Origin of the sequence: Candidatus Reidiella endopervernicosa (assembly GCF_013343005.1) — a bacterium.
Classification (GTDB): Bacteria; Pseudomonadota; Gammaproteobacteria.
Map to the genome: position 1 here is coordinate 2094824 of NZ_CP054491.1, position 24453 is coordinate 2119276.

At 55.5% G+C, this 24453-nt stretch carries 27 protein-coding genes and 3 pseudogenes; 18 read left to right on the plus strand and 12 right to left on the minus strand.

What is annotated here, in order from left to right; all coding sequences use genetic code 11:
- Window positions 1-38 precede the first annotated feature (38 nt).
- Complete coding sequence (locus HUE57_RS11675) at window positions 39-251, minus strand: hypothetical protein (protein WP_174673234.1); 213 nt, start codon at window positions 249-251, stop codon at window positions 39-41.
- A gap of 32 nt (window positions 252-283) precedes the next feature.
- On the opposite strand from HUE57_RS11675, the gene HUE57_RS11680 reads away from it, so the two are divergent.
- The 3 genes from HUE57_RS11680 to HUE57_RS11690 are packed head-to-tail and all read left to right on the plus strand — an operon-like array spanning window position 284 to window position 2170.
- Window positions 284-892, plus strand: a complete 609-nt coding sequence (locus HUE57_RS11680; protein ID WP_174673235.1) for a cytochrome c3 family protein — start codon at window positions 284-286, stop codon at window positions 890-892.
- A gap of 7 nt (window positions 893-899) precedes the next feature.
- Window positions 900-1538, plus strand: a complete 639-nt coding sequence (locus HUE57_RS11685) for a class I SAM-dependent methyltransferase (protein WP_078484014.1) — start codon at window positions 900-902, stop codon at window positions 1536-1538.
- A 17-nt stretch (window positions 1539-1555) separates the two neighbouring features.
- The gene (locus HUE57_RS11690) at window positions 1556-2170 is read left to right on the plus strand and encodes a hypothetical protein (RefSeq protein ID WP_174673236.1); all 615 of its coding nucleotides are present in this window, start codon (window positions 1556-1558) and stop codon (window positions 2168-2170) included.
- Window positions 2171-2194: 24 nt separating this feature from the next.
- Here the strand turns inward: HUE57_RS11690 and HUE57_RS11695 are convergent, their stop codons facing one another.
- Window positions 2195-2482, minus strand: coding sequence for a hypothetical protein (locus HUE57_RS11695; protein ID WP_174673237.1), 288 nt, complete (start codon window positions 2480-2482; stop codon window positions 2195-2197).
- A gap of 184 nt (window positions 2483-2666) precedes the next feature.
- Here HUE57_RS11695 and lexA point away from each other — a divergent pair, with 184 nt between their 5' ends.
- The 3 genes from lexA to HUE57_RS11710 are packed head-to-tail and all read left to right on the plus strand — an operon-like array spanning window position 2667 to window position 4941.
- The gene (lexA, locus tag HUE57_RS11700; protein ID WP_078484016.1) at window positions 2667-3278 is read left to right on the plus strand and encodes a transcriptional repressor LexA; all 612 of its coding nucleotides are present in this window, start codon (window positions 2667-2669) and stop codon (window positions 3276-3278) included.
- Complete coding sequence (locus HUE57_RS11705; protein ID WP_174673238.1) at window positions 3278-4516, plus strand: DNA polymerase Y family protein; 1239 nt, start codon at window positions 3278-3280, stop codon at window positions 4514-4516. The genes lexA and HUE57_RS11705 overlap by 1 nt, the downstream gene beginning before the upstream one ends.
- Before the next feature lie 14 nt (window positions 4517-4530).
- Window positions 4531-4941, plus strand: a complete 411-nt coding sequence (locus HUE57_RS11710; RefSeq protein WP_174673239.1) for a hypothetical protein — start codon at window positions 4531-4533, stop codon at window positions 4939-4941.
- Here the strand turns inward: HUE57_RS11710 and HUE57_RS11715 are convergent.
- Window positions 4908-5303 (minus strand): hypothetical protein, encoded by a 396-nt coding sequence (locus HUE57_RS11715; RefSeq protein WP_174673240.1) that lies wholly within the window; start codon window positions 5301-5303, stop codon window positions 4908-4910. The genes HUE57_RS11710 and HUE57_RS11715 overlap by 34 nt on opposite strands.
- 324 nt (window positions 5304-5627) lie before the next feature.
- Between HUE57_RS11715 and HUE57_RS11720 the strand changes: the two genes are divergently transcribed.
- On the plus strand, window positions 5628-6086 hold the full coding sequence (locus HUE57_RS11720) for an Rrf2 family transcriptional regulator (protein WP_078482575.1): 459 nt from the start codon (window positions 5628-5630) through the stop codon (window positions 6084-6086).
- 79 nt (window positions 6087-6165) lie between these two features.
- Here HUE57_RS11720 and HUE57_RS11725 read toward each other — a convergent pair whose 3' ends face one another.
- From HUE57_RS11725 to HUE57_RS11740, 4 genes are all read right to left on the minus strand, one after another.
- Window positions 6166-6663 carry a GAF domain-containing protein gene (locus HUE57_RS11725; protein ID WP_320416293.1) on the minus strand — a complete coding sequence of 166 codons (498 nt, stop codon included), beginning with the start codon at window positions 6661-6663 and terminating at the stop codon, window positions 6166-6168.
- A gap of 6 nt (window positions 6664-6669) precedes the next feature.
- Window positions 6670-6864 (minus strand): hypothetical protein, encoded by a 195-nt coding sequence (locus HUE57_RS11730; RefSeq protein ID WP_174673241.1) that lies wholly within the window; start codon window positions 6862-6864, stop codon window positions 6670-6672.
- Window positions 6865-6921: 57 nt separating this feature from the next.
- Window positions 6922-7905, minus strand: a complete 984-nt coding sequence (locus tag HUE57_RS11735; protein WP_174673242.1) for an HDOD domain-containing protein — start codon at window positions 7903-7905, stop codon at window positions 6922-6924.
- A 197-nt stretch (window positions 7906-8102) separates the two neighbouring features.
- Window positions 8103-8273 carry a hypothetical protein gene (locus tag HUE57_RS11740; protein ID WP_174673243.1) on the minus strand — a complete coding sequence of 57 codons (171 nt, stop codon included), beginning with the start codon at window positions 8271-8273 and terminating at the stop codon, window positions 8103-8105.
- Between the two features lie 222 nt (window positions 8274-8495).
- Here HUE57_RS11740 and HUE57_RS11745 point away from each other — a divergent pair, with 222 nt between their 5' ends.
- The 7 genes from HUE57_RS11745 to HUE57_RS11775 all read left to right on the plus strand — a co-directional run bounded on the left by HUE57_RS11745 (window position 8496) and on the right by HUE57_RS11775 (window position 15614).
- Window positions 8496-8957, plus strand: coding sequence for a DUF2059 domain-containing protein (locus HUE57_RS11745; protein WP_078482571.1), 462 nt, complete (start codon window positions 8496-8498; stop codon window positions 8955-8957).
- A gap of 33 nt (window positions 8958-8990) precedes the next feature.
- Window positions 8991-11336 carry a penicillin-binding protein 1B gene (mrcB, locus tag HUE57_RS11750; RefSeq protein ID WP_135621960.1) on the plus strand — a complete coding sequence of 782 codons (2346 nt, stop codon included), beginning with the start codon at window positions 8991-8993 and terminating at the stop codon, window positions 11334-11336.
- A 49-nt stretch (window positions 11337-11385) separates the two neighbouring features.
- On the plus strand, window positions 11386-11952 hold the full coding sequence (locus HUE57_RS11755) for a tetratricopeptide repeat protein (protein ID WP_172840083.1): 567 nt from the start codon (window positions 11386-11388) through the stop codon (window positions 11950-11952).
- A gap of 60 nt (window positions 11953-12012) precedes the next feature.
- Window positions 12013-12561, plus strand: a complete 549-nt coding sequence (locus HUE57_RS11760; RefSeq protein WP_236725617.1) for a hypothetical protein — start codon at window positions 12013-12015, stop codon at window positions 12559-12561.
- A gap of 51 nt (window positions 12562-12612) precedes the next feature.
- Window positions 12613-14541, plus strand: a complete 1929-nt coding sequence (locus HUE57_RS11765) for a DNA repair helicase YoaA (RefSeq protein ID WP_078482568.1) — start codon at window positions 12613-12615, stop codon at window positions 14539-14541.
- Between the two features lie 10 nt (window positions 14542-14551).
- The gene (tsaB, locus tag HUE57_RS11770; protein ID WP_078482567.1) at window positions 14552-15235 is read left to right on the plus strand and encodes a tRNA (adenosine(37)-N6)-threonylcarbamoyltransferase complex dimerization subunit type 1 TsaB; all 684 of its coding nucleotides are present in this window, start codon (window positions 14552-14554) and stop codon (window positions 15233-15235) included.
- A gap of 109 nt (window positions 15236-15344) precedes the next feature.
- Entirely contained in the window at window positions 15345-15614 is a 270-nt protein-coding gene (locus tag HUE57_RS11775) for a hypothetical protein (protein ID WP_236860580.1), read from the plus strand.
- A gap of 120 nt (window positions 15615-15734) precedes the next feature.
- On the opposite strand, the gene HUE57_RS11780 is transcribed toward HUE57_RS11775, so the two are convergent.
- Entirely contained in the window at window positions 15735-15923 is a 189-nt protein-coding gene (locus tag HUE57_RS11780) for a hypothetical protein (protein WP_174673244.1), read from the minus strand.
- 269 nt (window positions 15924-16192) lie between these two features.
- Here HUE57_RS11780 and HUE57_RS11785 point away from each other — a divergent pair.
- A pseudogene (locus HUE57_RS11785) lies at window positions 16193-17484 on the plus strand (proline dehydrogenase family protein).
- A gap of 340 nt (window positions 17485-17824) precedes the next feature.
- Window positions 17825-19319, plus strand: a pseudogene (locus HUE57_RS11790) (aldehyde dehydrogenase family protein).
- Here the strand turns inward: HUE57_RS11790 and HUE57_RS11795 are convergent.
- Both HUE57_RS11795 and HUE57_RS11800 read right to left on the minus strand, forming a co-directional pair.
- The gene (locus HUE57_RS11795; RefSeq protein ID WP_078482565.1) at window positions 19320-20783 is read right to left on the minus strand and encodes a mechanosensitive ion channel family protein; all 1464 of its coding nucleotides are present in this window, start codon (window positions 20781-20783) and stop codon (window positions 19320-19322) included.
- A 260-nt stretch (window positions 20784-21043) separates the two neighbouring features.
- Window positions 21044-21517 carry a DUF3592 domain-containing protein gene (locus HUE57_RS11800; RefSeq protein ID WP_174673246.1) on the minus strand — a complete coding sequence of 158 codons (474 nt, stop codon included), beginning with the start codon at window positions 21515-21517 and terminating at the stop codon, window positions 21044-21046.
- A gap of 156 nt (window positions 21518-21673) precedes the next feature.
- Here HUE57_RS11800 and HUE57_RS11805 point away from each other — a divergent pair, with 156 nt between their 5' ends.
- On the plus strand, window positions 21674-22126 hold the full coding sequence (locus HUE57_RS11805) for a Crp/Fnr family transcriptional regulator (protein WP_078482563.1): 453 nt from the start codon (window positions 21674-21676) through the stop codon (window positions 22124-22126).
- A gap of 327 nt (window positions 22127-22453) precedes the next feature.
- On the opposite strand, the pseudogene HUE57_RS11810 reads toward HUE57_RS11805, so the two are convergent.
- Together HUE57_RS11810 and HUE57_RS11815 are read right to left on the minus strand one after the other, a co-directional pair.
- Window positions 22454-23038: pseudogene (locus tag HUE57_RS11810) on the minus strand (hypothetical protein); the annotation flags it as partial.
- A 40-nt stretch (window positions 23039-23078) separates the two neighbouring features.
- On the minus strand, window positions 23079-23624 hold the full coding sequence (locus HUE57_RS11815; protein WP_174673248.1) for a hypothetical protein: 546 nt from the start codon (window positions 23622-23624) through the stop codon (window positions 23079-23081).
- A 365-nt stretch (window positions 23625-23989) separates the two neighbouring features.
- Here HUE57_RS11815 and HUE57_RS11820 point away from each other — a divergent pair, with 365 nt between their 5' ends.
- On the plus strand, window positions 23990-24247 hold the full coding sequence (locus HUE57_RS11820; RefSeq protein WP_174673249.1) for a hypothetical protein: 258 nt from the start codon (window positions 23990-23992) through the stop codon (window positions 24245-24247).
- Window positions 24248-24453 lie beyond the last annotated feature (206 nt).

The window sequence follows — 24453 nt, forward strand, 5'->3', positions numbered from 1 at the left end:
GCTCGCGCTCTCAACTACGAATAGGCAGACGGCGTCGACTATCGGGGACTAATAACCGCCCTCACTTCGCTCTCCATGGCGGTCAGCGGATGTGGTACTTCGACAATCTTGGTGCCTACAAAGGGGCGGCGCACGGTGCGAAGGGGTATGTCGATCAGGGGCATACGGCGATGAGTCAGTCGCTGCGGCAGATCAAAAGAGGGCTGCACAGCTACGCAGTTTGGGGAGGCGGAGCGGGCTGCTTTGGACAAGCGTCCCGCCGCTGGTCCCTGGTGGCGTGAGGGTGAATACACTGAGTTTAACCGGGAGCATAACTGATGCGTCTGTTTGTGCTCGTAGTGCTGTTGCTGGCCGGGGTGCGGCGGCCGATGGGCTTCCTGAGGGGCCGTTTAGCCAGGCGCAGTGCAGTGAGTGCCACGCTGAGAAGAGCCCGGCAGTACACAGTTACGCCACCTCCAAGCACGGCGTGCTGGCTCGGCTCGGTAACGGTCCGGTCGGGCGCAGTCCCGACTGTGTCGGTTGCCATACGGAGCGGGCCCATGCGCCATCCAATCCAGAGCGGATGCGTCAGAACTGCAATCGTTGTCACTCCTCACGCTACGTTAGAACGCTGATCACCAACGGTAAGCAGATGATAGAGCTGGGAATGATGAAGGCGCGCGAGGCGGAGCAACTGCTGCTCCGCGCGCGTGCCGAGTTCCCGGCCGACTCACTGCTGGAGATGGAAGCGTACTACCTCGAGCTGCAACAACATCTGACCAATCTGCGTCTGGGAGTGGCCCATCAGTCCCCCGATTATCAGTGGTGGCACGGCCAACCAGCGCTGGATGGCGATCTGCTGCACATCAAAGGGGCCTACGATCTGCTGCAGCGCCAGCGCGCGCTGGAGTGAGGGCGGTATGACCCCGGCGGAGTACGAGGCGTGGTACCACACCTCGCGTGGTTGCTGGGTCGCACAGCGGGAGTTCAGGCTGCTGCGGCGGCTGATGCCGATGGAGCCGGGCGCCACTCTGCTTGATCTCGGCACCGGCACCGGACACTTTGCCCGCCGCTACGCTGCTGCGGGTCTTGTCGTCACCGGTCTCGATCCGGACCAAAATGCCCTCGATTACGCTCGCACTCTGGGTGGCGGTATCGACTATGTAGAGGGCAGTGGGCTGTCACTGCCGTTTGCCGATAACAGTTTCGACTACGCTGTCGCCGTCACCTCCCTCTGCTTCGTTGACGATCCGGCGCGTGCCCTGCAGGAGATGTGGCGTGTTACTCGTCGTGGTGTGGTGCTCGGGCTACTCAATCGCCACAGTCTGCTATATCGGCAGAAGGCGGGGCGGGGTGGTTATACGGGGGCTCGCTGGGATGATCTGACCACCGTAAAACGGTGGATAGGGGGGCTGCAGCCACGGCCACAGAGGCTCATGGTGGGCTCGGCACTGTTTTTACCGGGCGGCGGTTGGATTGCAAGAGTGATTGAGCCAGCTATACCCTATCGAACGCCCTTGGGAGGCCTGCTTGCGATGGCCATAGACAGGAATGGATAGGCAGTGGAGTTAAATGCATGGTGATAATCAGGGGGGCTGTGGCCCTATTACTACTGGCGGTGGTCTCTGCCTGCTCGTCCGTCCCATCGACTCAGGCTAACCGTTCGGCCTTGAATCTGTTGGTTCCCGAGGCGCGTGATGGTGCGTGGCATGCCGTGCGCTTTAAGCAGGTCTGGCCTGAGGGTGAAAAGGCTCGTTGGCATATCGATACGTTAATCGCCCATCGCGTGGTCGCTCCCACGCTGTTAACTTTTCAATCAGAGATACCACTGTGGCGTTTTCATCGACGTGCAAGTCGTGATTTAGCCGGGCATCGTTTTAGTTTCATCTTCTACGCAACGGAGGAGGTGGCCGATGCGGTAACAGAGGAGCTTGAGAGTAGTGAGTTGGTGGCTTCACTGCGTGATACGAGGGTGTTGGAAGGGGTGATTCGGAGTGATTATGGTGGGGATGCGTGGCAGCTCTCGGCCACGAGTGATGCCAGCTGGTCTGAGGCGGTGCAGCGTTCATGGCCACACTTCATTATGGGGGTGAGTCGCACCTGGTTGGAGTTGATTGCATCGATCGCGCAGGGTCGAGTCGATGCGACAACCGACGCTGACCGCCATGGAGAGCGAAGTGAGGGCGGTTAGTCCCCGATAGTCGACGCCGTCTGCCTATTCGTAGTTGAGAGCGCGAGCGAACGACGGAGAAGATGCAGCAGCGGCTTTATGTCGGCGTAGAGTCACTGAGGGAGTTGTGTAGAGCCGCGAAGAGGTGATTACGCAACGAACGCAGGACGGTCGGGGCGCCGCAGGCATAAACGGTCGCGTGAAGTTTTGCTGTTTGCTTGGGCTTGGATGCCCAAAACAAACTTTCGCAAAATAGCGACTCCCGGTACCGAAGCGCTTATTGAGCGTTATGCGGAGATAGATGCAGAGGTGACCGAGCTTTGGAGTGATCACGGACAGCACGCCTTTCTGCATCACCTCAATGCTATCTACGGTTATAAACCGTTCGGTATACGTTACTGACAGGAGGTTATTGGCTGCGTCGTAGCCTCGTACGATAAGGCCCGATTTTCTATTTCTGCTTGATCGTTCTCATAAAGTTCTCTACTCTTGTTATAGTTCACAGAGGAGAGCAGCCATGCTGACCCGCAGCCAACAGAAGACACTCGATTTCATCCGCGACTTCATCGCCCGTGAGGATCACGCGCCGACGCTCTCCGAGATCGCTGCGGGGATCGGTATCCAGTCGAAAGGGGTGGTGCACCGTTACGTGCAGGCGCTCAGTGATGCGGGCGAGATTGAATTGTTGGCGGGGCGTCACCGTGGTATTCAGCTGGTTGCACAGGGTGGAGAGAAGGGGGTGGAAACGGCCGTTACGCTGCCACTGTTGGGTAAGATTGCTGCTGGTCTACCGATCGAGGCGATCCCCGATCAGAATGAGATAGATCTGACTGAGTTTTTCATTGGAAACAATCAGTTTGTACTGAAAGTTCAGGGCGATTCTATGGTTGATGCCGGTATTCTCAGCGGTGATATGGTGGTGGTGCGCAGCTGCAACACGGCACGTGACGGGGAGATTGTGGTGGCGCTGATCGACGGTGAAGAGGCGACACTGAAACGGATTAAACAGAGCCCCGACGGCACCATTACCCTGATCCCCGCCAACCGTGCGATGCGGCCGATGATCTTTCCCGCCGGACGGGTACAGATCCAGGGTGTGGTCTCGGCACAGCTGCGCAGCTACCGCTGATGGGGGAGTCGTTCACCCACTGGCCATGGGCAATCATCATGGTCGATATGAACGCCTTTTTTGCCTCGGTTGAGCAGCGTGACTGTCCCGAGTGGCGAGGGCGACCGGTGGCGATCACCAACGGCCTGCAGGGGAGCCGCATCATCACCTGCTCCTACGAGGCACGTGCCTACGGTGTACATACCGGCATGCGTCTGAAAGAGGCGCGTCGACTCTGTCCCGATCTGATTCAGTCTCCGGCACGCCCAGAGCGCTATGCGGAGACATCAGCCGCGATCATGGTCTCATTGGAAGATATCACCCCCGATATTGAGGTCTTCTCCGTTGATGAGGCGTTTCTCGATGTGACCCGCTGCCAGCGGCTGCTGGGACACCCAGAGCAGATTGCCAAACGGGTTAAGCAGCGCGTTTTTGAGGTCTCCAAGGTGCTCTGCTCGGTGGGTGTGAGCGGTGATAAGACCACCGCTAAGTACGCCGCCAAGCTCAACAAACCCGATGGACTGACAGTGATTCCGCCCTGGGAGGCGAAGGCGCGGCTACACGATGTGCCGGTAACGGAGCTGTGTGGCATCGCCCGCGGTATTGGTGACTTCCTTGCCCAGCACGGGGTGCACAACTGCGGCGATATGGAGCAGTTACCTATCAGTGTGCTGGCGCGCCGTTTTGGCAATCTGGGGCGACGCATCTGGTACATGGCGCAGGGGGCCGATCCCGACCCACTGCAGATGACGGTGGCAGCGCCAAAGAGTGTTGGTCACGGCAAGGTGGTACCGCCCAATACCCGCGAGCGGACGGTGCTTGAAACCTATCTGCTGCATATGAGCGAGAAGGTTGCCGCCCGACTGCGTCGCCATGAGATGGAGGCGATGAAGTTCTTCATCGGTCTGCGGGGTGCTGAGGGGTGGATTGGCGGCAAGCTGAAGCTGGAGCTGCCGTGCAGTGATGGTGGCGCGATCATGGCGCTCTGTCGTCGGGTACTGAATGAGCAGTGGCTGGGTGAGGGGATTCATCAGGTACAGGTGACGGCGCTCGATCCGAAACCGCTTGCCTCGCAGGGTGACCTCTTCGCTGCTGCTGTTCCGGTGATGCAAAGAGAGAACACCAACGAGGTAATGGATGCGGTCAATGATCGCTATGGTGAGTTCAACCTCGCCCCGGCGCGGCTGCTGCAGCGCTCTTCAATGCCCAACGTGATCGCACCGGCATGGAAGCCATTCGGTCACCGTAAGACGGTCTGAGAGGCGCTTCGGTTATGTGCGGCGGCGTCTACTACACCCATAACGGGCTCGATACCCGATTCTATTTCCCCAATCCGAAGGCGAAGCTACCGGTCCGGCAGCGTTCGGGATCGGTGGCGCTGCTGCCGTGGGGACGGCGCCAAGAGCAGCGTGGCGTGCTGCCACTGGGTGGCTGGGCACGGCTCGACTCAATCTACGGTGGTCGCTGGGATCGCTGGTTTCCGGTGCCGGTTAAGCTGCCACTGAAGAGCTTTATGGAGCGCGATATCGAGGGGCAGAGCCACTGGTTTGATCTGGTACGCGGACAGTGGATTCAGGGCCTGGTAGCGCGTGATGGTAGTGAGCAACGTATCTATATAGTCACGGTAGAACCGGAATTGGAGAGCGCGGTTCATGAACGCTGGCCACGGATTCTGAGTGGCTGAGCCGCTGCGGTTGCATTCTTACAAGTCGATCTGAGTCTCATATCGGCGTTTTCGGTCAGTAGAAAATAGCGGTTAATCGGTCTCTCTTGCGACTGTTTTCCGCTTTCGCTGACCGCCATGGAGAGCGAAGTGAGGGCGGTTAGTCCCCGATAGTCGACGCCGTCTGTATATTCGTAGTTGAGAGCGCGAGCGAACGACGGAGAAGATGCAGCAGCGGCTTTATGTCGGCGTAGAGTCACTGAGGGAGTTGTGTAGAGCCGCGAAGAGGTGATTACGCAACGTACGCAGGACGTCGGGGCGCCGCAGGCATAAACGGTCGCGTGAAGTTTTGCTGTTTGCTTGGGCTTGGATGCCCAAAACAAACTTTCGCAAAAATAGCGACTCCCCGGTTTTATGTGGCAATTGTTAAACATTGTCACAACGATGTGTCCTGAGGTTACAAATCCCCTCTTTTTTGTCTTTATTTACTAGTAGAAGGGTCGTAAAGAGTGGCCGTAAGGCGCTGTTATTGCAGGTAATTAACATTCTGTAACATCTTGTAACACTATGTTTTTGCAAGAAATGTTAACAATTCATAAATACTGCACATTGCCTTGACGATCCCTTATCCTGATTAGTAAGTTTATATCCGAGAGCAGGGGTTGGTTATTGGTCCTGCTAAATGACACGGAACAAGGAGATTGATGATGAAACTGTCGAGCAAAGGTCGTTACGCGGTTACCGCTATGATGGATATCGCTATTCACGATCGTTATGGACCGGTTACGCTGGCCGATATCTCATATAGCCAGGGTATTTCGCTCTCATATCTTGAGCAGCTGTTTGCCAAGCTGCGCAAGCATGGGTTGGTTGAGGGGCTACGTGGACCGGGTGGTGGTTACCGTCTGGGTCGCCCGAGTAGCGATATTACAATCGATCAGATTATTACCGCTGTCGATGAGAAGGCGAATGCAGCTCGACAGCCGACTGCAGAGGGTGAAGATCTGACCCAGACGCTGTGGAACGACCTCAGCGATCAGATCCACAACTTCCTCGGCACCATCACCCTGGCACAGTTTGTTGATCAGCCTAATGTGCAGGAGCTGGTTAAGCAGCAGGAGTTTGTGCAGGGACGGATGTATAACTATCGCAGTAGCGCCGCCTGAAGTGGCTCTTAAGTTGGCGTTGAATGCAACGCTGACTGAAAGCGCCTGATAGCCCCCCTAGGGGGGCAGTTAGGATCATCTAGTGGCGTGCCGAGATGTGGGCAATGCCGAGCATCGCCTGCTGGCAGAAGTGTTTGAAACTTGAGTAGAGCTCTTCGTTAAGTTCACGCTTGCTCGGTTTTCGATCAGCGTAGAAAATGCCGATGGTTCTGCCAGCCACTTTGATTGGCATGGCAAAGAAGGGAGCATCGTCGACGATCTCCTTAACGCTCTCCGTCACCATTATTCTGATGTTGTAGGGAGAGTGGGAGTCGACATAGATCGCCTCACCCGTTTCGAGTAGGTAGCGGAAGACGTTGGCGCTCTCGGGTAGTACGTCAAAACTGAACTCCTGCTTCAATTTAATCGCATCCCATCCCACCGTATAACGCGCCTTGAGCAGTTTCCGATCGGGCGTGAGCATGGCAAACAGCACTCGATCCATACCGACGCCACGTGATATTCCCTCCAGTACCATCTCAATCAGCAGATTGACGTCATTACCACTATCGATGGTAGCAGCGAGCTCGCGCAGGATGCTGAGCTACAGCATCGGGTCGGCTTCGGGATAGTTGTCCTGTAGACCTCCCTTGGTGGTGCTTATCTCCTCTTTCTGAGGTGGCTGTTGTACCGGCTGTGGAATCAGGGTGCTGGCGTGTTGTGCACCGTACATACGGGCGATCTCAACGGCGTGTTCGGCGTTCTCCTCGACCAGTCGTTTGGTCTGATCGAGCGGCATTAACAGTAGTTCAGAGACCTTCTCTCGCTGACCGCCATGGAGAGCGAAGTGAGGGCGTTAGTCCCCGATAGTCGACGCCGTCTGCCTATTCGTAGTTGAGGCGCGAGCGAACGACGGAGAAGATGCAGCAGCGGCTTTATGTCGGCGTAGAGTCACTGAGGGAGTTGTGTAGAGCCGCGAAGAGGTGATTACGCAACGTACGCAGGACGGTCGGGGCGCCGCAGGCATAAACGGTCGCGTGAAGTTTTTGCTGTTTGCTTGGGCTTGGATGCCCAAAACAAACTTTCGCAAAATAGCGACTCCCCGGAGCTGCTCCAGCGCCTCGGGTGTTTTCCAGCCCTGTTCAACGCTGCGAGCCAGGTCATAGCCCATGTTGATGTTACTGGTACGAGGGTTATTACCTGGGACAGGGCTGAGAGAGTGTTCGAGCAGCTCGCCAAGCTGCCACTCCTTGCAGAGACCAAAGGAGAGTTCGCGCAGTGTGAAGCCGAGCGCCGCCTGTTCAGCGCTCTCCGGGGTGGCGTCTGGCTGTTTCAGTGCTTCGTCGAGTGTCTCGCCGGCGTCACTGGCAAACGACCAGAAGGCGATTCTGCCAAGATTGTGCAGCAGGGTGGCGATGTAGACCTCTTCAGGTGACTTGTCGTTGCGTTTCTCGGCAAAGGCGCGTGCCTGAACTGCGGCATGAAACGCCTGCGCCATCTCCTGTGAGACGTGCTCCTGATTGCTCCCCTTCAACACCGATTCGATCATCGCGATTGAGAGACAGAGGCTGCGTACCGCCTCAAAACCGAGTACCACCACCGCGCGGCTGATGGTATTGATACTGCGGCTGCCGGGGTTGTAGTAGATGTTGTTGGCGGCCTTAAGCACGCGTGCGGTCATCGACGCATCCTGCAGGATGATGCGGGCGAGTTCGGCGGCTGAGCTGTCGCTGCTGCCTGAGACGCTGGTGAGCTTGCTGGCGGTATGTGTGAAGACCGGCATCTCGGTCTCGCTCAGCTTCTGTACCCAGCTCTGAAGTTTCTCTTCGTTTGATTCCATCTGCAGCTTTTACCGGGGACCCGGTATGAAATTGGATAGCCAGTGATGGTGCCAGAAGGTGCGCTGGTCAACAACAGATTGAACAAGTTATTTCTGTCTGATGATCGGGATAAAGGAGAAGGAGTTAAGAGGATGTTCATCTCCTGCCTCTTCCGACTAGAGGCAAGGGGCGGCGGTATCGTATCTTTACAGGTCGACTACAGCTCGAAGATCGACTTCGCAAATGGCATCAGCAGATAGGCGATAACCAGCGCTGTGATGTGGTCGCTATACATAGTGAGGTCGGTGAATAGACTCTCAGAGATCACCGGTACCGCATCGGTTGAGAGATAGATCAAAATTGAGTTGAGGATCAGTTTTCCCATCATGGCTGCGCCCTCCTTACCTTTTATTTCCTTCGTTGAGTTAATTATCGGTATCCCGGCACTGAAACTTCGTGTCGTAGGTCATGGTTGCTATGTGAACCGATTCACAGATCTCGGTATTGGCTGTCAGGAGGTGCTTAAGCTGCCTTGGGATGGGTGTGGTAGAGTGCGATCACATCTGGGTGGTATCCACCGCCTGGAAGTCGATGGGTTTCTGGATTGTTTATGAAAATCAAAGTGTTGTCGTTATTGGTGTTGCTGTTCTCTGGTTGGCAGGCACCGTTGAGTGCAGCTGGTGAGCGAGTTTCAGTTGAGCGCGCGGAGGAGATCCGAAAGCTGCTGGTGTTGACGGGGTCTGACAAGATCGGAATGCAGGTATTTAGCAGCATGATGGAGAGCAATCGTCGCAACCTGCCTCAGGTACCTGATGAGTTCTGGAATGAGGTGATTAAGGAGTTCAAGCCCGATGAGCTCATTGAGCTGGTGGTACCGATCTACGCCAAGCATCTGACCCATGAAGAGGTAAAGGCGTTGGTGCGGTTTTACCAAAGCCCACTTGGCCGCAAATTGATCGCCGCGATGCCGGGAATCACCCGTGACAGCCTAAATCTAGGTCAGATGTGGGGACGCAGTGTTGGTGAACGGGTCAAACGGCGGTTGATGGAGAAGGGATACATCCAGTCGTAGCGGATGCGAATGTCGTGAGAGAGTTTAGATAACGTGGCCGCACGGAAACGATCACAGGGTAGAAAAAAGCGCGGTGGGCGGGCAAAACAGCCGCCCAAACGTTCGTTGCTGCGTGCCTTTCTGTGGCGTGCCGTTCTGATCGTACTGTTGGTGGGGGGTGGTTATACCCTCTACCTCGACTACACCGTACGCCAGCAGTTCGATGGCAAGCGCTGGGCACTGCCGGCTACTGTCTATGCACGACCGATGGAACTCTATGTCGGTGCACCGATCGGTGCCGAGCAGTTCCATCAGGAGCTGAAACTGCTCAAGTACCGTAATCTGGCCAATCCGACCGCAACAGGCAGCTACCTGCGCAAGTCGAATCGCTTCATCCTCACTTCACGTCCCTTCTCCTTCTGGGATGGTGAGGAGCCGAAACAGCAGCTACGTATCAGCTTCAGTGACGGCAAAGTCTCCAAACTCACCGATGGTGCTGGGCGGTCGCTCGATCTGGTACGGCTCGATCCGCTGCAGATTGGTGGTATCTACCCCTCACATAATGAGGATCGGCTGCTGGTGCAGCTGAGCGAGGTGCCTCGCGTATTGCAGCAGGCGCTAATCGCAGTGGAGGATCGCAACTTCCACAACCATCACGGCGTCTCACCGCTTGCAATCCTGCGTGCCGCCTGGGCCAATCTGCGTGCCGGACGGGTGGTGCAGGGCGGCAGTACCCTGACCCAACAGCTGGTAAAGAACTTCTATCTCAGTAGTGAACGCACCCTGAGCCGTAAGGCGCAAGAGGCAGTGATGGCAGTCCTGCTTGATGCCCACTACGAGAAGGATGAGATCCTTGAGGCTTATCTCAATGAGGTCTATCTGGGACAGGATCGTAGTCGTGGTGTGCACGGCTTTGGGCTTGCCGCACAGTTCTATTTCGAGAAGCGTGTTGCCGATCTGAAACTGCACGAGACCGCGCTGCTGGTTGGCATGGTCAAGGGACCCTCCTACTACAATCCGCACCGCCATCCCGAGCGGGCCAAAAAGCGACGTAACCTGGTGATCGATCTGATGCTGCAACAGGGCATGATCGATGCCAGGACAGCCGATTGGTCGCAGCGGCAGAAGCTTGGGGTGCGTAGCGGGCGCTTTAGTGGGGTGACCCAGTATCCCGCCTTTATCGGTGTGGTGCGCAGCCAGCTAAGGCGCGACTACCGTGACGAGGATCTCACCTCTGAGGGGCTACGCATCTTTACCACCATGGATCCTCAGCTTCAGAACGAGGCGGAGCGGGTGCTTAAATCGCGTGTAGAGCAGCTTGAGGCAGCGAAGGGTATTGACAAAAACAAGCTGCAGGGTGCGGTGGTGGTCACCGGTATTGAAGGCGGAGAGCTACTGGCTGCCGTGGGCGGTCGCCATGCGCGTTACGCCGGGTTTAACCGTGCGCTGAACGCGGTACGGCCTATCGGTTCGTTGGTGAAGCCGGCGGTCTATCTGACGGCGTTGATGCAGAAACAGCGCTACACGCTCGCGACCATGCTTGAAGATAAGAAGTTTGCACTGAAGAACCACGACGGCAGCCTCTGGCAGCCACAGAACTACGACCATAAAGAGTATGGCGAGGTGCCGCTCTATGGCGCACTGAGCCGCTCGCTCAATCTCTCCACGGCACGCCTTGGTATGACGGTGGGGCTTGATCGCGTTGCTGAGACGCTTGAGCGGCTGGGTGTCGAACGCGATATTGACCGTTTCCCTTCGATGCTGCTCGGTACCCTGGCGCTCTCACCATTGGAGGTGACGCAGCTCTACCACACGCTGGCCAGCGGCGGTTTCCACACGCCGCTGCGCTCGATCCGTGCGGTACTCGATGTGAATGGAGAGGCGCTGCAGCGCTATTCGTTGCAGGTCGAGGCCGCCCTGCCTCCCGAGGCGATCTACCTGACCAACACAATACTGCAGAAGGTGGTCTTGGAGGGGACAGCCCGTTCGCTGTCGTGGGCGATGCGTGCCAAGGTGAAGGCGGCGGGTAAAACGGGCACTACCGATGATCTGCGTGATAGCTGGTTTGCCGGTTTTACCGGCAACCGGTTGGCAGTGGTCTGGTTGGGACGTGACGATAATAAACCGGCCAAGCTAAGCGGTGCCTCGGGGGCTCTGAAGGTGTGGGGTGATCTGATGGGGCGTATCGATCCTGAACCACTTGCGCTCACCCGCCCCGATTCAGTCGGTATGCACTGGATCGACCCGGAGAGTGGTCTGCGAACGCAGAAAATCTGTCCCGATGCCGTACAATTGCCCTTTATTCGCGGCACCGAACCGCGTTCGGCCGGACCCTGCGTGGGTAAGACGTTGGAGTCGGCGGTCGATTGGATTAAAGGGGTAATTGATGGTGGTCGTTAGGGGATTCATTGTTGTTGTGTTGGCAGCCTGGGTATCGGGGTGTGGAACCGTGTTCGGGTCATGCGGTTCTAGCGATGAGCGTGCGCCAGTGGTTGATCGCGGCTACCCGGTGTGGGATCTGCGCCAGCGTGATGCGCTCAAGTCGTCACGCACTTCACCTGCTGCACGTAGTCGTTCAAGTGATACCGAGGCGGTGCCGCTAGTAAGTGGTAGTGACGATGTCGTTGTCGCGACAGCCATTCCCTACACCCCCAGTCGCTCCAGTTCGAGCGGTAGCAGTGAAGCGGGCTCCACCAACAGTGCCGTGCTGGGGCTGATGAAACGTGCCAAGCAACAGCTTAACCAGGGTGATGAGGAGGGGGCGGCCGCTTCGCTGGAGCGGGCGTTGCGGATCGAGCCGCGCAACGGAGTGCTCTGGCACAACCTTGCCGTGTTGCGACTGCGACAGCAGGATTATGGTCAGGCCGAGAGCCTTGCGCGGAAATCGATCAGCTTCTCCGGCAATAAACGTGCGCTCAAGGCGCGTAGTTGGGAACTGGTTGCTGCAGCGCGTCGTGGTAAGGGTAATGAGCAGGGTGCCCGTGCAGCAGAAAAAGAGGCGAGACGCTATGAATAAACGTCAAGAAATCGACCTATCTATATGAGATTGTGGCACTATTAACGAAGCAGCAGAACGATGCAACTGAATAGCGAGATCCAGCGGGAAGCCGATTTGTCCATCTACTCCGTCAATAAACTGATCGCCGAGGCGCGCCGCATTGCGGCCGACTACCGTCGTGCGACCGGCAAGACGTTGAGCGGTGTGAGCAGTGAGATCGCCCTGCACGATGCCTGTCACCATCTCGATCTGGAGCTGGAGAAGGAGCCTGTTAGCGGTTTTGATGCAGTGGGTCACGGCAAGCGTGACGGCCAGCGGGTGCAGATCAAGGCACGGGCGATCTTCGATGAGAAGAAGGGCGGTCAACGCATTGGTCAGCTCAAGCTCGATAAGGAGTGGGATCTGCTGGTGCTGGTACTGCTCAATGAGGATTTCGAGAGCTTCGAAATCTACGAGGCTGACCGCCAGAGCATCGAAGAGGCATTGAACGAGAACAGTTCTTCAAGCGCACGCAGTAAACGCGGTGCGATGTCGGTCGCCCGCTTTCGCAACATCGGCCACCTGGTCTGGACCCCCGAAGAGGGTGAGGTCGAGGATGACGAGGTCTGGGAAAACCGCGGGGGCTGATCGCTGTTGTCGACTCCCTCCCTCTCTCTATCTACCCTATCTGAACTAACCATGATTACCGACGCACGATCCGCACTGGCCGATGATGGCCCACTGGCTAATGCCATTGAGGGTTTCGCCCCGCGCCCACAGCAGCAGCAGATGGCCGAAGCAGTCGAACAGGCGCTGGAGAACAGTGCCCAGCTGATCGCAGAGGCTGGCACCGGCACCGGCAAGACCTTCGCCTACCTGATCCCCGCGCTGCTCTCCGGCAAGCGGGTAATCATCTCCACCGGCACCCGCACCCTGCAGGATCAGCTCTACCACCGTGATCTGCCGACGGTGCGTGAGGCACTCGGCGTGCCGATCGAGACCGCGCTGCTCAAGGGGCGCTCCAACTACCTCTGTTACCACCGTCTCGAGACCGCCGAGAGCGAGGGACGTATCAACCACTCGCTACTCTCCGATCTGGCCAAGGTACGACGCTGGGCTGCAGGCACCCGCAAGGGCGATATCGCCGAGGTGAGCGGTGTGGCGGAGAACTCCTATATCTGGCCGCTGGTCACCTCCACGGTCGATAACTGTCTCGGTCAGGAGTGTCCTACCTATAAGGACTGTTGCGTACTCAAGGCACGACGTGATGCACAGGAAGCAGAGCTGGTGGTGGTTAATCATCACCTGCTGTTTGCCGATATGGCACTCAAGGAGGAGGGCTTCGGTGAGCTGCTACCGGGTGCCGATGCCTTCATCCTTGATGAGGCGCACCAGCTGCCCGAGATCGCCACCATCTTCTTTGGCCAGTCACTGAGCAGTCGTCAGCTTGGAGATATCGCCCGCGACGCGATCGGCGAGTATCTGCGTGAGGGCGGCGTGCAGGGTGAAATGCCGAGTGCAATCGATTCCATCCAGAAACATGCTCGCGATCTGCGCCTGGCGCTCGGCATGGAGAGTCGACGTGCACCGTGGGCGACGGTCGCCACCGCCCCCAAGGTAGAAGAACTGCTGGCGCTGATTGAGGGCGACCTTGGACAGCTCGAGGCGTGGCTGGAGGAGGTCGCGCCTCGCGGCAAGGGACTGGAGAACTGCTGGCGTCGGGTCGCCGATGTCAGAGTGCGGTTGAAACTGCTGACCGAGAGTGATGACGAAGGCCAGATCAAGTGGTTCGAGACCCGTCCGCGTAGCTTTACCCTGCACATGACGCCACTCGATGTGGCACCGCTCTTTACCGAACGGCGTCAGCGCTACCCCAGTGCCTGGATCTATACCTCTGCGACCCTTGCCGTTGGTGAGGGTTTTGATCACTACATCTCGCGTCTTGGTCTTGATGAGGCGGAGACGCTGCGGCTCGATAGCCCGTTTGATTACGCCAACAACACCCAGCTCTACATCCCGAAAGATATGCCAGAGCCAAGCAGCCGCGACTACACACATGCGGTGGTGGAGGCGGCGCTGCCGGTGCTACAGGCGAGTGGTGGACGCGCTTTTCTGCTCTTTACCAGCCACCGCGCACTCAAACAGGCAGCTGAATTGCTGCACAACCGCGTCGACTTTCCGCTGCTGGTGCAGGGCGATGCACCGCGTGCTGAGCTACTCGACCGCTTCCGTCAATTAGGTAATGCGCTGCTGCTCGGCACCGGCAGCTTCTGGGAGGGGGTCGATGTACGTGGTGAGGCGCTCTCGTTGGTGATTATCGACAAGCTCCCCTTTGCCGCGCCGGACGATCCGGTGCTGAGTGCTCGCATCGATTCGATTCGTCGTAACAAGGGCAATCCCTTCATGGAGTACCAGGTGCCCACGGCGGTGATCACCCTCAAGCAGGGAGTCGGGCGGCTGATCCGAGATGTGAGCGATAGTGGCGTGTTGATGCTCTGCGATCCACGTCTCTATTCGAAGGCCTATGGCCGGGTCTTTCTCAAGAGTCTGCCGCCGATGCCACCCACCCGGGAGCTTGAGCAGGTGCAGCGCTTTTTGAAAGAGATAGTGCCGAGATTCCGCAAGTGAGTAACGACCGATGAAACTACTGGCCATCGACACCGCCACCGAGGCGTGTTCCGCCGCACTCTATATCGATGGTGAGGTGCTGTCGCGATTTGAGATTGCACCACGCCAACACGCCAGACTGATCCTGCCAATGATCGACTCACTGCTGAGTGAGGCGGGTATCGTCGTTGCCGATCTTGATGCACTCGCCTTCGGTCGTGGTCCTGGTGGTTTTACCGGTGTGCGTATCGCCACCGGTGTGATCCAGGGTGTCGGCTTTGCCACTGAACTCCCCGTTGTTCCCGTCTCAACCTTGGCTGCTCTGGCGCAGGGTGCCTGGCGCGAGTTTGGTTACAAGCAGATTGCTACTGCCATTGATGCACGAATGGGGGAGGTCTATTGGGGACGCTACACACTGGCCGATAATGAACTGATGCAGCTACAGGGCGAAGAGTTGGTCATCCCACCCGAACAGGTGGAAGGCGAGGGTAGTGGTTGGGTTGGCATCGGCAGTGGCTGGACGACCTATAGCGATGTGATGCAGTCACAGCTTGTTAACGAGCTGGAAGAACAAAAAGGTGAACGTTTCCCCAATGCACACGACATCGCACTCCTGGCCGTGAATGATTTTCATAATGGAGTGGCCGTTAACGCCGCCGAAGCCCTACCGATCTATCTGCGCGACAAGGTGGCAAAAAAGAAGGGTGAGCAGTAGCCTTGCGTAGTAGGGGATAGAATTAATTATGACTCCTCATATCCCACCATGTAATCCAGATCACAATTTAATCCTGTCCACTTTCTGTTTACAAGGAGAGTAACACCCAGTGAAACAACAACTACGAACCCTCTTCTCGCCCATACTCAATACATTCGAGTCGGGCAATGAACCATTCGAATACCGCGCCTCACACCGAACCATCCTGCTGGTCATTGGTGTTCTCTTCTCCGGTCTGGCGACACTGCTTTTCTGGCTCGTACTCGGAAAAGATCCCGCCTACCTGTTTCCAGTGTTTGTTTTGGGCGGTGGGTTTTGTCGCCTTTCTGGTTGGCGGACTTGGTACCGATCGAGCCGTGGCGAAGATCTGGAATTCTAGGAAGTAACCGTGCGGTATTACTCACGACCTGGCAGTAATTAACGTTCGCTGTTATTTAGTGATTACTCTCTGACGTCCAACCACCATTGCGGCGATTGTTAATACTACGTCGACTATCCTTTAGCAGATCGAAACGTATTTGATCGCGTCGGTCGCAGCTTTCACGACGGGAGTAAAGGCGAAGCGACGATCATGGCCTATATATTCGCCGTCGTCTTTCTGTCCAAAATTAGCTATCGCTGGTGAGTTGTTCTCTTCGTCGAGAGGCACAAGTTCCAATGGCTGTTTGTTCGATTCATTGCTGTTCATTATCACTCCTCCCTTGCACTGTTTCAGTAATTAAGATTGCATCGATTGTGCATAATGAAAAAGACTCAGGAGCAATCTTCATCGCTTCTTCACACTCTCCATAATGACTGCATATTGTGTTCTCCATATGGAGTGGTGTCTGATGCCGTGAACAGATATCTCCTATGAGGCTTCAGAGCCTCCGAGGAGTGCTATAACGACTGCTATACTTTTTCCATACGTATCTGGATCACACATACACTGGATGGGGCAGGGTATCGATACAGGCTATGAATCAGCGCTCCGGCACGCATCCGTCCCATCAATCAACGTCACCGATAACCTCCGCTTCGGAGCAGCAGATCCAGGCGTTGGGCACCGAACTTCTCTCTGCGCTTCGTGAGACGGCGGCCTCTCGTTCGGTAGCTGAACAGTGGATGGAACGGCTGCTGACCGGGCTGATGGAAAATGAACGATTTCGTGTACAGGCGTTGCGTTTTGTCGATCTTCTACCTGCCCTCTCCGATGATCTCGATCTGGTTCATCATCTACGCGAATATTTTACTAAGGACGATTTGGCGCTGCTGGGTTTGGGCAGATGGGATCTGCCCAGTTCAGATGAGGGTATAACCTCACGTCTGATTGCAAAGGCGGTGCGCATCTCCATGCTAAGTATGGCTCGCCGTTTCATGGGTGGCAGCGATGCGGGTGAGGTATTCAAGAGCGCCAGGAAACTGCGTCAACGGGGGATGAACTTCAGCATCGACCTGTTGGGTGAGGAGACGGTGAGTGAGGTCGAGGCCGTTGAATACCAACAGGCCTATCTAGCGTTGATCGGCCAGCTCAAGGGACGTGTTGATAAGTGGGATGAGGTATCGTTACTGGATAGAAGTAACAGACGATACTCTCCCCGGCAGTCGCTCTCATTAAAAGTTTCTTCACTCTATTCACAGCTCACCTGCCTCGATCCTGAGGGTGGTATCGAGGCGCTCTCTGAGCGATTGCGTCCTATCTTGCTCAAGGCTCGTCGCAACGGCGCCTTTGTCACTATCGATATGGAACAGTATGAGAGCAAGGAGATTACTCTGGGGGTGTTTAGAGAGCTATTAATGGAACCTGAGTTACGCGACTGGGCTGATGTGGGGATTGCTATTCAGAGCTATCTGCGTGATGCCGAGCAGACCATTCATGAATTGATTGAGTGGGCCCGTGAACGGGGAGCGCCGGTGACGGTGCGGCTGGTGCGTGGTGCCTACTGGGATTATGAGACGGTGGTTGCCAGTCAACAGCACTGGTCCGTCCCCGTTTGGGGAACGAAGTGGCAGACCGATCGCTGTTTTGAACGCTGTGTGCAGTTGCTGATGCAGCATCACCCCACCATCGAGACCGCTATTGCGACCCACAATGTTCGCAGTATTACGGTGGCTATGGTGGCGGCAGAAGAGCAGGGGTCGTGCCGAAGAATTATGAGTTTCAGATGCTCTATGGGATGGCGGAACCGCTGCAGAGGATGCTGGTTGAACGCGGCTACCGTTTACGGATCTATCTCCCATTTGGGCAGCTGATTCCCGGTATGGCCTAGCTGGTGCGTCGCCTGTTGGAAAACAGTTCCAGTCAGTCTTTTTGCGTATGGGCTTTAGTGATGAGAGACCGGCAGCTGAACTGCTGGCTGAACCGAAAGAGTCAGTCGACGCCGGTGATCCCAGTTTAACCGCCAATTCTGAATCGCCCTTTTTCAATGAACCGGTCCGACGATTTGTGGGGCCGGATGAGGCTCCGCATTTCGCAGTGCCATTGCTCAGGTGCGTACAAGGTTGGGCCTCGACTATCCGTTGGTGATCGATGGTCAAAAGCTGAGCACTGAAGATACGATCGATTCGATTAATCCAGCCAGCTGTTTTGAGTTGGTGGGGCGAGTCTGTGTGGCAGGTGAGCGGGAGGTGGAGCGGGCGCTACAGGGCGCAGAGGCCGCCTTTGCCCACTGGAGTGTCAGGCCAGTGGATGAACGCTCTGCATTGATGCGTCAAGTTGCAGCGGCCCTGCGTGAACGTCGCGATGAGTTTGCGGCATGGGAGATCCTGGAGGCGGGTAAGGGGTGGGCCGAAGCCGATGCCGATATCACCGAGGCGATCGCTTTTATCAACTACTACGCCGATGCGGCGGAGCGGTTGGGGAAGGTGCGGCCGCAGAATGTTCCCGGTGAGGATAACCTCTATCGCTATTTGCCAAAGGGGTTGGATTGATTCTGCCGCCCTGGAACTTTCCTATGGCTATCCTCTGCGGCATGTTGAGTGCCGCGGTGGTGAGCGGTAATACGGTGATCCTCAAGCCCTCATCACTGACGCCGGTAGTGGCGGCTCACTTTGTCGACCTGCTGCATGAGATGGGACTTCCCGCAGGGGTGGTGCAGTTTCTACCCGGCCCCGGTGAGGCAGTTGGGGAGTATCTGGTACGGCACCCAAAGACCCACTTTATCGCCTTCACGGGTTCGCGAGAGGTGGGGCTGAGGATTCTGGAACTGGCGGCTAAACCATCCCCGGAGCAGCACCACGTCAAACGGGTGATCGCTGAGATGGGCGGTAAAATGCCATCATCGTCGACCGTGATGCCGATCTCGACGATGCGGTGGCGGGTTCTATTGCCTCGGCCTTTGGCTTTCAGGGGCAGAAGTGCAGTGCCGCCTCGCGGATCATCGTGGTGGGGAGTGCGCGTTATGAGCTCTTTGTCAGACGTTTGAGTGAAGCGGCGCAGAGCCTGCGCATCGGGTCGCCCGAAGAGTCCGGTAGTGCCATGGGGCCGGTGATCTCACGGCGTGCGCAGGAGCGAATCATCAAGGCGATTGAGTGCGGCAGAGGAGAGGCGCGGCTGGTCCTGGCACCCGATCACCCGGTTCACCTTGAGGGGTACTATGTCGGCCCGACCATCTTTGCCGATGTGACACCGGACTCCACACTGGCTCAGGATGAGATCTTTGGCCCGGTGTTGAGCGTCTTGCGAGCTACAGATTTTGAACAGGCATTAGAGATTGCCAATGGCACCGCCTATGCCCTGACCGGCGGTGTCTATTCGCGGAGTCCTGAAAACCTTCGCTTGCAACAGAGCGGTTCCAGGTGGGCAATCTCTATCTCAACCGAAAGATCACCGGTGCCATGGTCGGACGACAACCCTTCGGCGGCTATAAGGAGAGTGGGGTGGGTAGTAAGACGGGTGGGCCCGATTATCTACTCCAGTTCATGGAGCTGCGCACGATCACCGAAAATACACTGCGGCGAGGATTTGCGCCGTTGTCGAAGGAGTGAGGCGCGGTTATCTGAACAGTCCATTTATCGTGATCGGATAATCGTTAGCAGCACAAATCGCTGTGCGCCCCTCTCCTTTACCCTGGCCTCACCGATCAGAGACCGCGCTTGCGTGTGACTACCCCAGGCTGAAGAGGGCTCTGATGCGAATAAGCGTCTGCTCCAGGATAGATTGAGGCTGCTGCTCTACATCGTCTATTTGTGCCGATGCAATCTTCGCAGCTGAGTCGGCCTGACGTTCGGCGAGTAGCTCAGCGAGATAGTTGGCCAGTTCGGGGCGCCCCTGCATCATCTGGGTCATGGTGTCGCGGGAGATCTCTATGATCATCGAGTCGACAATCGGCACAACCGTGGCTGACCTTGGCTCACCGAGCAGCAGCGACATCTCGCCGAAGAAATCCCCCGGTTGAATACGTCCCACAACGGTTTCTGCTTGTCCCTCCTTGGCCTTGCGTACCTCCAACATGCCTTCACGCAGGATGAAGAGTGAATCACCGGCTTCACCCTGGCGAAGCAGAGGTGTTCCTGCATGGGCTAATCGGTTGTTTGACTGGGTCGATAGCTGGCGTAACTCCTCTTTTGTAAATACTACAAAAATAGGGATGTGCAGGATGAGCGGATCGATGTCGCTAAATTCATCGCTCTGTTCGGGCCGTGCAGGGATACGACGAAGATCGAGTTTCGGTATGGGGACTTCGATGCCTGCGTAGTGAAGGTTACGCAGAATGTTTTGATGCACCTTGAAGCGGAAAACCGGCACACGTCCTGCGTCTGGGCACCAGTACAAGATGCGCCACAGGATGCCGCGTTCGGTGTAGTCAGCGATGCTGATGATCGAGTTACGAGGTATGGCCGCTATCTCATCAATCTGATTAACGGCTCCGAGCAGAATGCGTTGTCCCTGGTGAGTGGTGACGTTATATGGCAGCGTCACTTTGATCTCATCGCGGAAGAACTGTTGTGGGCGCGAATAGAGTACTGCCTGGTTGCTGGTGAAGTGGCCATTGGGTACCACCAGAGTGACCTCATTCGGAGTCACAAGATGCACGGCCCGCCAGTTCATCTCCGTTACTCGACCAACCCCGGACTCTTCATCGACCAGTAGCCAATCGCCGATCTCAAACGGTCTTTGCAGTGCCAGCACTATGCCTGAAAAGGCGTCCAGAATGGGACGTTGCAGGGCGAAACCAGCTACACCCATCGAGACGGTGGATGCCGCTATCAAGGTGGTGAGTGATAGGCCATAGACGAGACTCACTACGCCGCAGGCGGCCCAGAACCAGATTAGTGCAGCGATGATTTGACGCAGCAGACGCGGTGCGTGATAGCCATGTGCCACCATTAAACGCTGCCAGACCACCGCATCAATCAGGCGAATTAGCAGAAAGGCACCGCTGATCCAGAGTAGTGTCGATGTCAGGTGGAAGAGTGCGTTGAGAGTGCTTTCATCTGCAATCAAACGACTGCCGAAGGTGTTGGCTGCACCTATTAGGCCGAATGCTGCGGCCAGAAGTAATAGTGGGGCTATCAGTGTTAGTAATGAGTGTTGCTTGTCCGGCGAGACAGTCGGGAGGGAAGACATCTGAGGCTCCTAAAGGTGTGGTTAAACACTCACCTGGAACCCTGTTCATAACTGGCCTCTCTCTGTGCCGCAGATGAAGAGGCAATTAACCTTGTTTATGTGTGGAATTGCTTTGTCATAGATCAAGTGAGCTGGGGTTTCTGAGCGACATCGGTGTTGTTATAGACCGTCTTACGCAGAGCTGAACGTCGTGAATATCTGGTCTCAGAAGGGAAGGGTGACGGTGTGTCGTGGTCGTCCAGTCAGCTTGTCTTAAGTCGCTAGTTATTTCGGATAAGAAAGCGATGCCAGCGCCAGCCCGCGATGGCAAACAACGCGGCATAACCGAGCCACATCAACACCATGTGCCAGTTGATAAGGAGTGCGAGTCGGCTCTCCTGATGGTTGTGCGGATTGTAGTGGACGGTGATGCTATTTCCCGCGGTGATCTGTTGATTATTGGGTGCTATGTCGAGTCCCGTGTAAGAGTTCTCCATCAGCGAATAGCGATAGGCGATCCGGTGGCTATCAACTGCAAGATACTCTGCCTTCCCACGGTAGCCTGCCGTGACTCCATTCTGATTCTTTCCCTGTGTGGCTGAGACAAAGCCGGTGACCTTGCCGGTGACGTTGGGCCAGAACTCGGCACGACTACCATCGTAGAGATTATAGAGGGCGAAGCTGGTACAGAGGGCTGTGAGCAGATAGGCGAATGAGACGAGGGGAAATCTCTTAATCCAGTTGATGATGTTCATGCTTCTCTTCTTCATTAGTTGTTATTTGGTAGATGGTATCAAAGTTGAGGGTGATCGGCTCAGGTGTGGGGGCTTATACAGGGTTATCACACATCGGTCGTTCTACTGGTATTATGCGATGCAATAACTAACAACAAGATCGATACGAGGGGCAATATGGATATCACCAAGGCGCTGGCTGCAAATGAGCTTTTTCAGGGGATGACGGCTTCACTGATTGAGAAGATAGCCGCCATCTGCATACCGACACACTATCTGAGCGGGATCGAGATCTTTGATCGTGGTACCAAGGGTAAGGAGATCTATATCGTTCCTCACGGTCGTGTTGCGCTTGAACTCACCACGATTGGTGAGACGGTGACCGAAGAGCTCGATCAGGCGCTGGAAAATGAGGTGTTTGGTGAGATGGCGCTGGTGCATGACTACCGTCGTAGTGCCCGTGCTACGGCCCTCGAAGATATCGAGCTGCTTAAGATCGATTGTGCCGCGCTACTCGAACTGCTCGATCGTAACCATGAGGATGGTTACAACGTGATGCGTAATCTGGCCAAGATTCTGGCACGCAAGGTGGTCCACACCAACCTGTTGCTGCGTAATGCGATGGTCTAATCCACGATGATCTAAGTCGCAATAGCAGATTGGCAATTAGCCCCGTTGACCACATTGGAGAGCGAAGCGAGGACGGTTAGTTCCCGATAGTCGACGCTGTCTGAATCTTCGTAGTTGTGAGTGGAAGCGAACGATGGAGAAGATGCAGCAGTGGCTTTGAGTCAACGTAGAGTCAGTAAGAGGTAGTGTGGCGCCGCGCGGTAGCGATTGCGCTATCTGCTCAGGATGGTTGTTGAACGCACATTTAAATCCAAGCTAGTTACTTGGCCAAGGTAATAAATCAAACCACCTGAACCAATAACTATCACTCTTTAGTGTGCTGAGCCCTTACTTATTCACCATGCCACTATCTTCAGCTACTCCAGTTATCAGATGATTGTTTTCGGCACTATTTGATCGTATGCCGATGTTATCCTCTGCAAGGACATAAGGTGTTAATACAATAAGAAGCTCTCTCCTGAACTTCATTATCCGTTGAACCGAATAGTGGTCCAATACCAGGCAATTCACCAACAACCGGTACACGGCCTTTAGATTTTCACGATTAGCTGCGGCAAGTCCGCCAATGATAATGGGTGTGCGATCAGGAATGCGGGCGAATGTACGCACCTTGCGGCTGGCAGCACCAGCTTTTGTAGCCAACAACACCCTTCCACCTGCATTATCAGGTGCAAACACTTCACCGGCATTATCATCAACTTCGGCATCGACAGTTGCATCGATCTCCATGCTAATCCACTGACGATCCGCTGAAACACGTGGCCGCAGATTCAACGTAATACCAATCAACAACGGCTCGAACGAGTAGTCTGAGATCGTAATGCTGCCATTTTCATTGATTCGACTGGAAATTCTAGGCGTTTGTAATACATCAACAATTTGAATTACCGCTTGATGATTACTCAATGCTAAACGCTCGGGCGTGACAGAATCTGTGCACGCCCATTCTCAATCAACGCTCGCAGTTTAAACTGTACACCGACCCCGGATTAAAAGTGAAATCACCGGCCTCATCCATTCTTGTGTTACTTTCGTATGATACAGAGTCTCCATCTTTTATTTCCATCTGCCCAAGGGTTAGCAGGGTATGATTTCCAATATTAGCCGATTGCCACTCCACACCCAGTTCCTTGGAATCTTCACTACTAATCTCTACCACAAGAGTTTCTATGAACACCTGAGCAGAGGCAGTGTCGATTCGTTCAGACACTGTAGCCGTCAATTCATCCAGGTCCTGCTTTTGTTCAGGATGATAAAACACCAATAATCGATCAAGGTTTGATGAATTACTTTTGCGCAACGGGTTGATAGTCAGGTTTCCTGTCGCGCCAGCCGCGCTTCCATGTAGCTGTTCACCACCAACAAAGGTCATTTGAGTATCATCAGGAGCAGTTGGCAAAACAATTACCGGCAGTTGGTCACAGGTATATCGACCTGCATTGATGCCTAACGCAACACTGGAAAGGTCAATTAAGTTATACCCCATTACCGACAACATCGTTGCTGTTGACCTGACATCCTGATTTGAAAGTGATACCTCTTCGAGAGTAAATCTTTTAATGCAAAACTACCCGTATCGCATGCACGAACAGTTTTCTGCAGCGCTCTATTTTTACGGCAGCTGCTTTATTTCTGTGTTATGACGTGCGGCAGATCTCAGCTGCTCGTTGTAAAGAAATTAGCGCGCCTGTGCTGCCTGCAATCGCTCAGCACGTTGCGCTGCATTATCGGACCTGTCCGCATCCATTGCGGCACAACCAGACAGCACCCAGCATGCCAAAATAACAACTGAAACATGAGAGATAGATCGTTTGTTTTCCACCTGTAGCTGGCGTGACTGAATACAAGGCGAAATCAAATCACTTGAATGTGCAATCCATCTACTACCAGATCCATATTCCGGGAGTCGCTATTTTGCGAAAGTTTGTTTTGGGCATCCAAGCCCAAGCAAGCGGCAAATACTTAACGCGACCGTTTATGCCTACGGCGCCCCGACCGTCCTGCGTTCGTTGCGTAATCACCTCTTCGCGGCTCTACACAACTCCCTCAGTGACTCTACGCCGACATAAAGCCGCTGCTGCATCTTCTTCGTCGTCCGCTCGCGCTCTCAACTACGAATAGGCAGACGGCGTCGACTATCGGGGACTAACCGCCCTCACTTCGCTCTCCATGGCGGTCAGCGTCGGCATATAACGCTCTCCCTCAACCAGTCCTAGTTACGGTGCTCGACCTACTAGGTCTTAGTCTGCATTTGATTTTTATATAACAGCTAATTCATGTTGTGCAGAAGCCTGTGGGCGGGTCCGCTCTGGACGTATCCAGCCCAG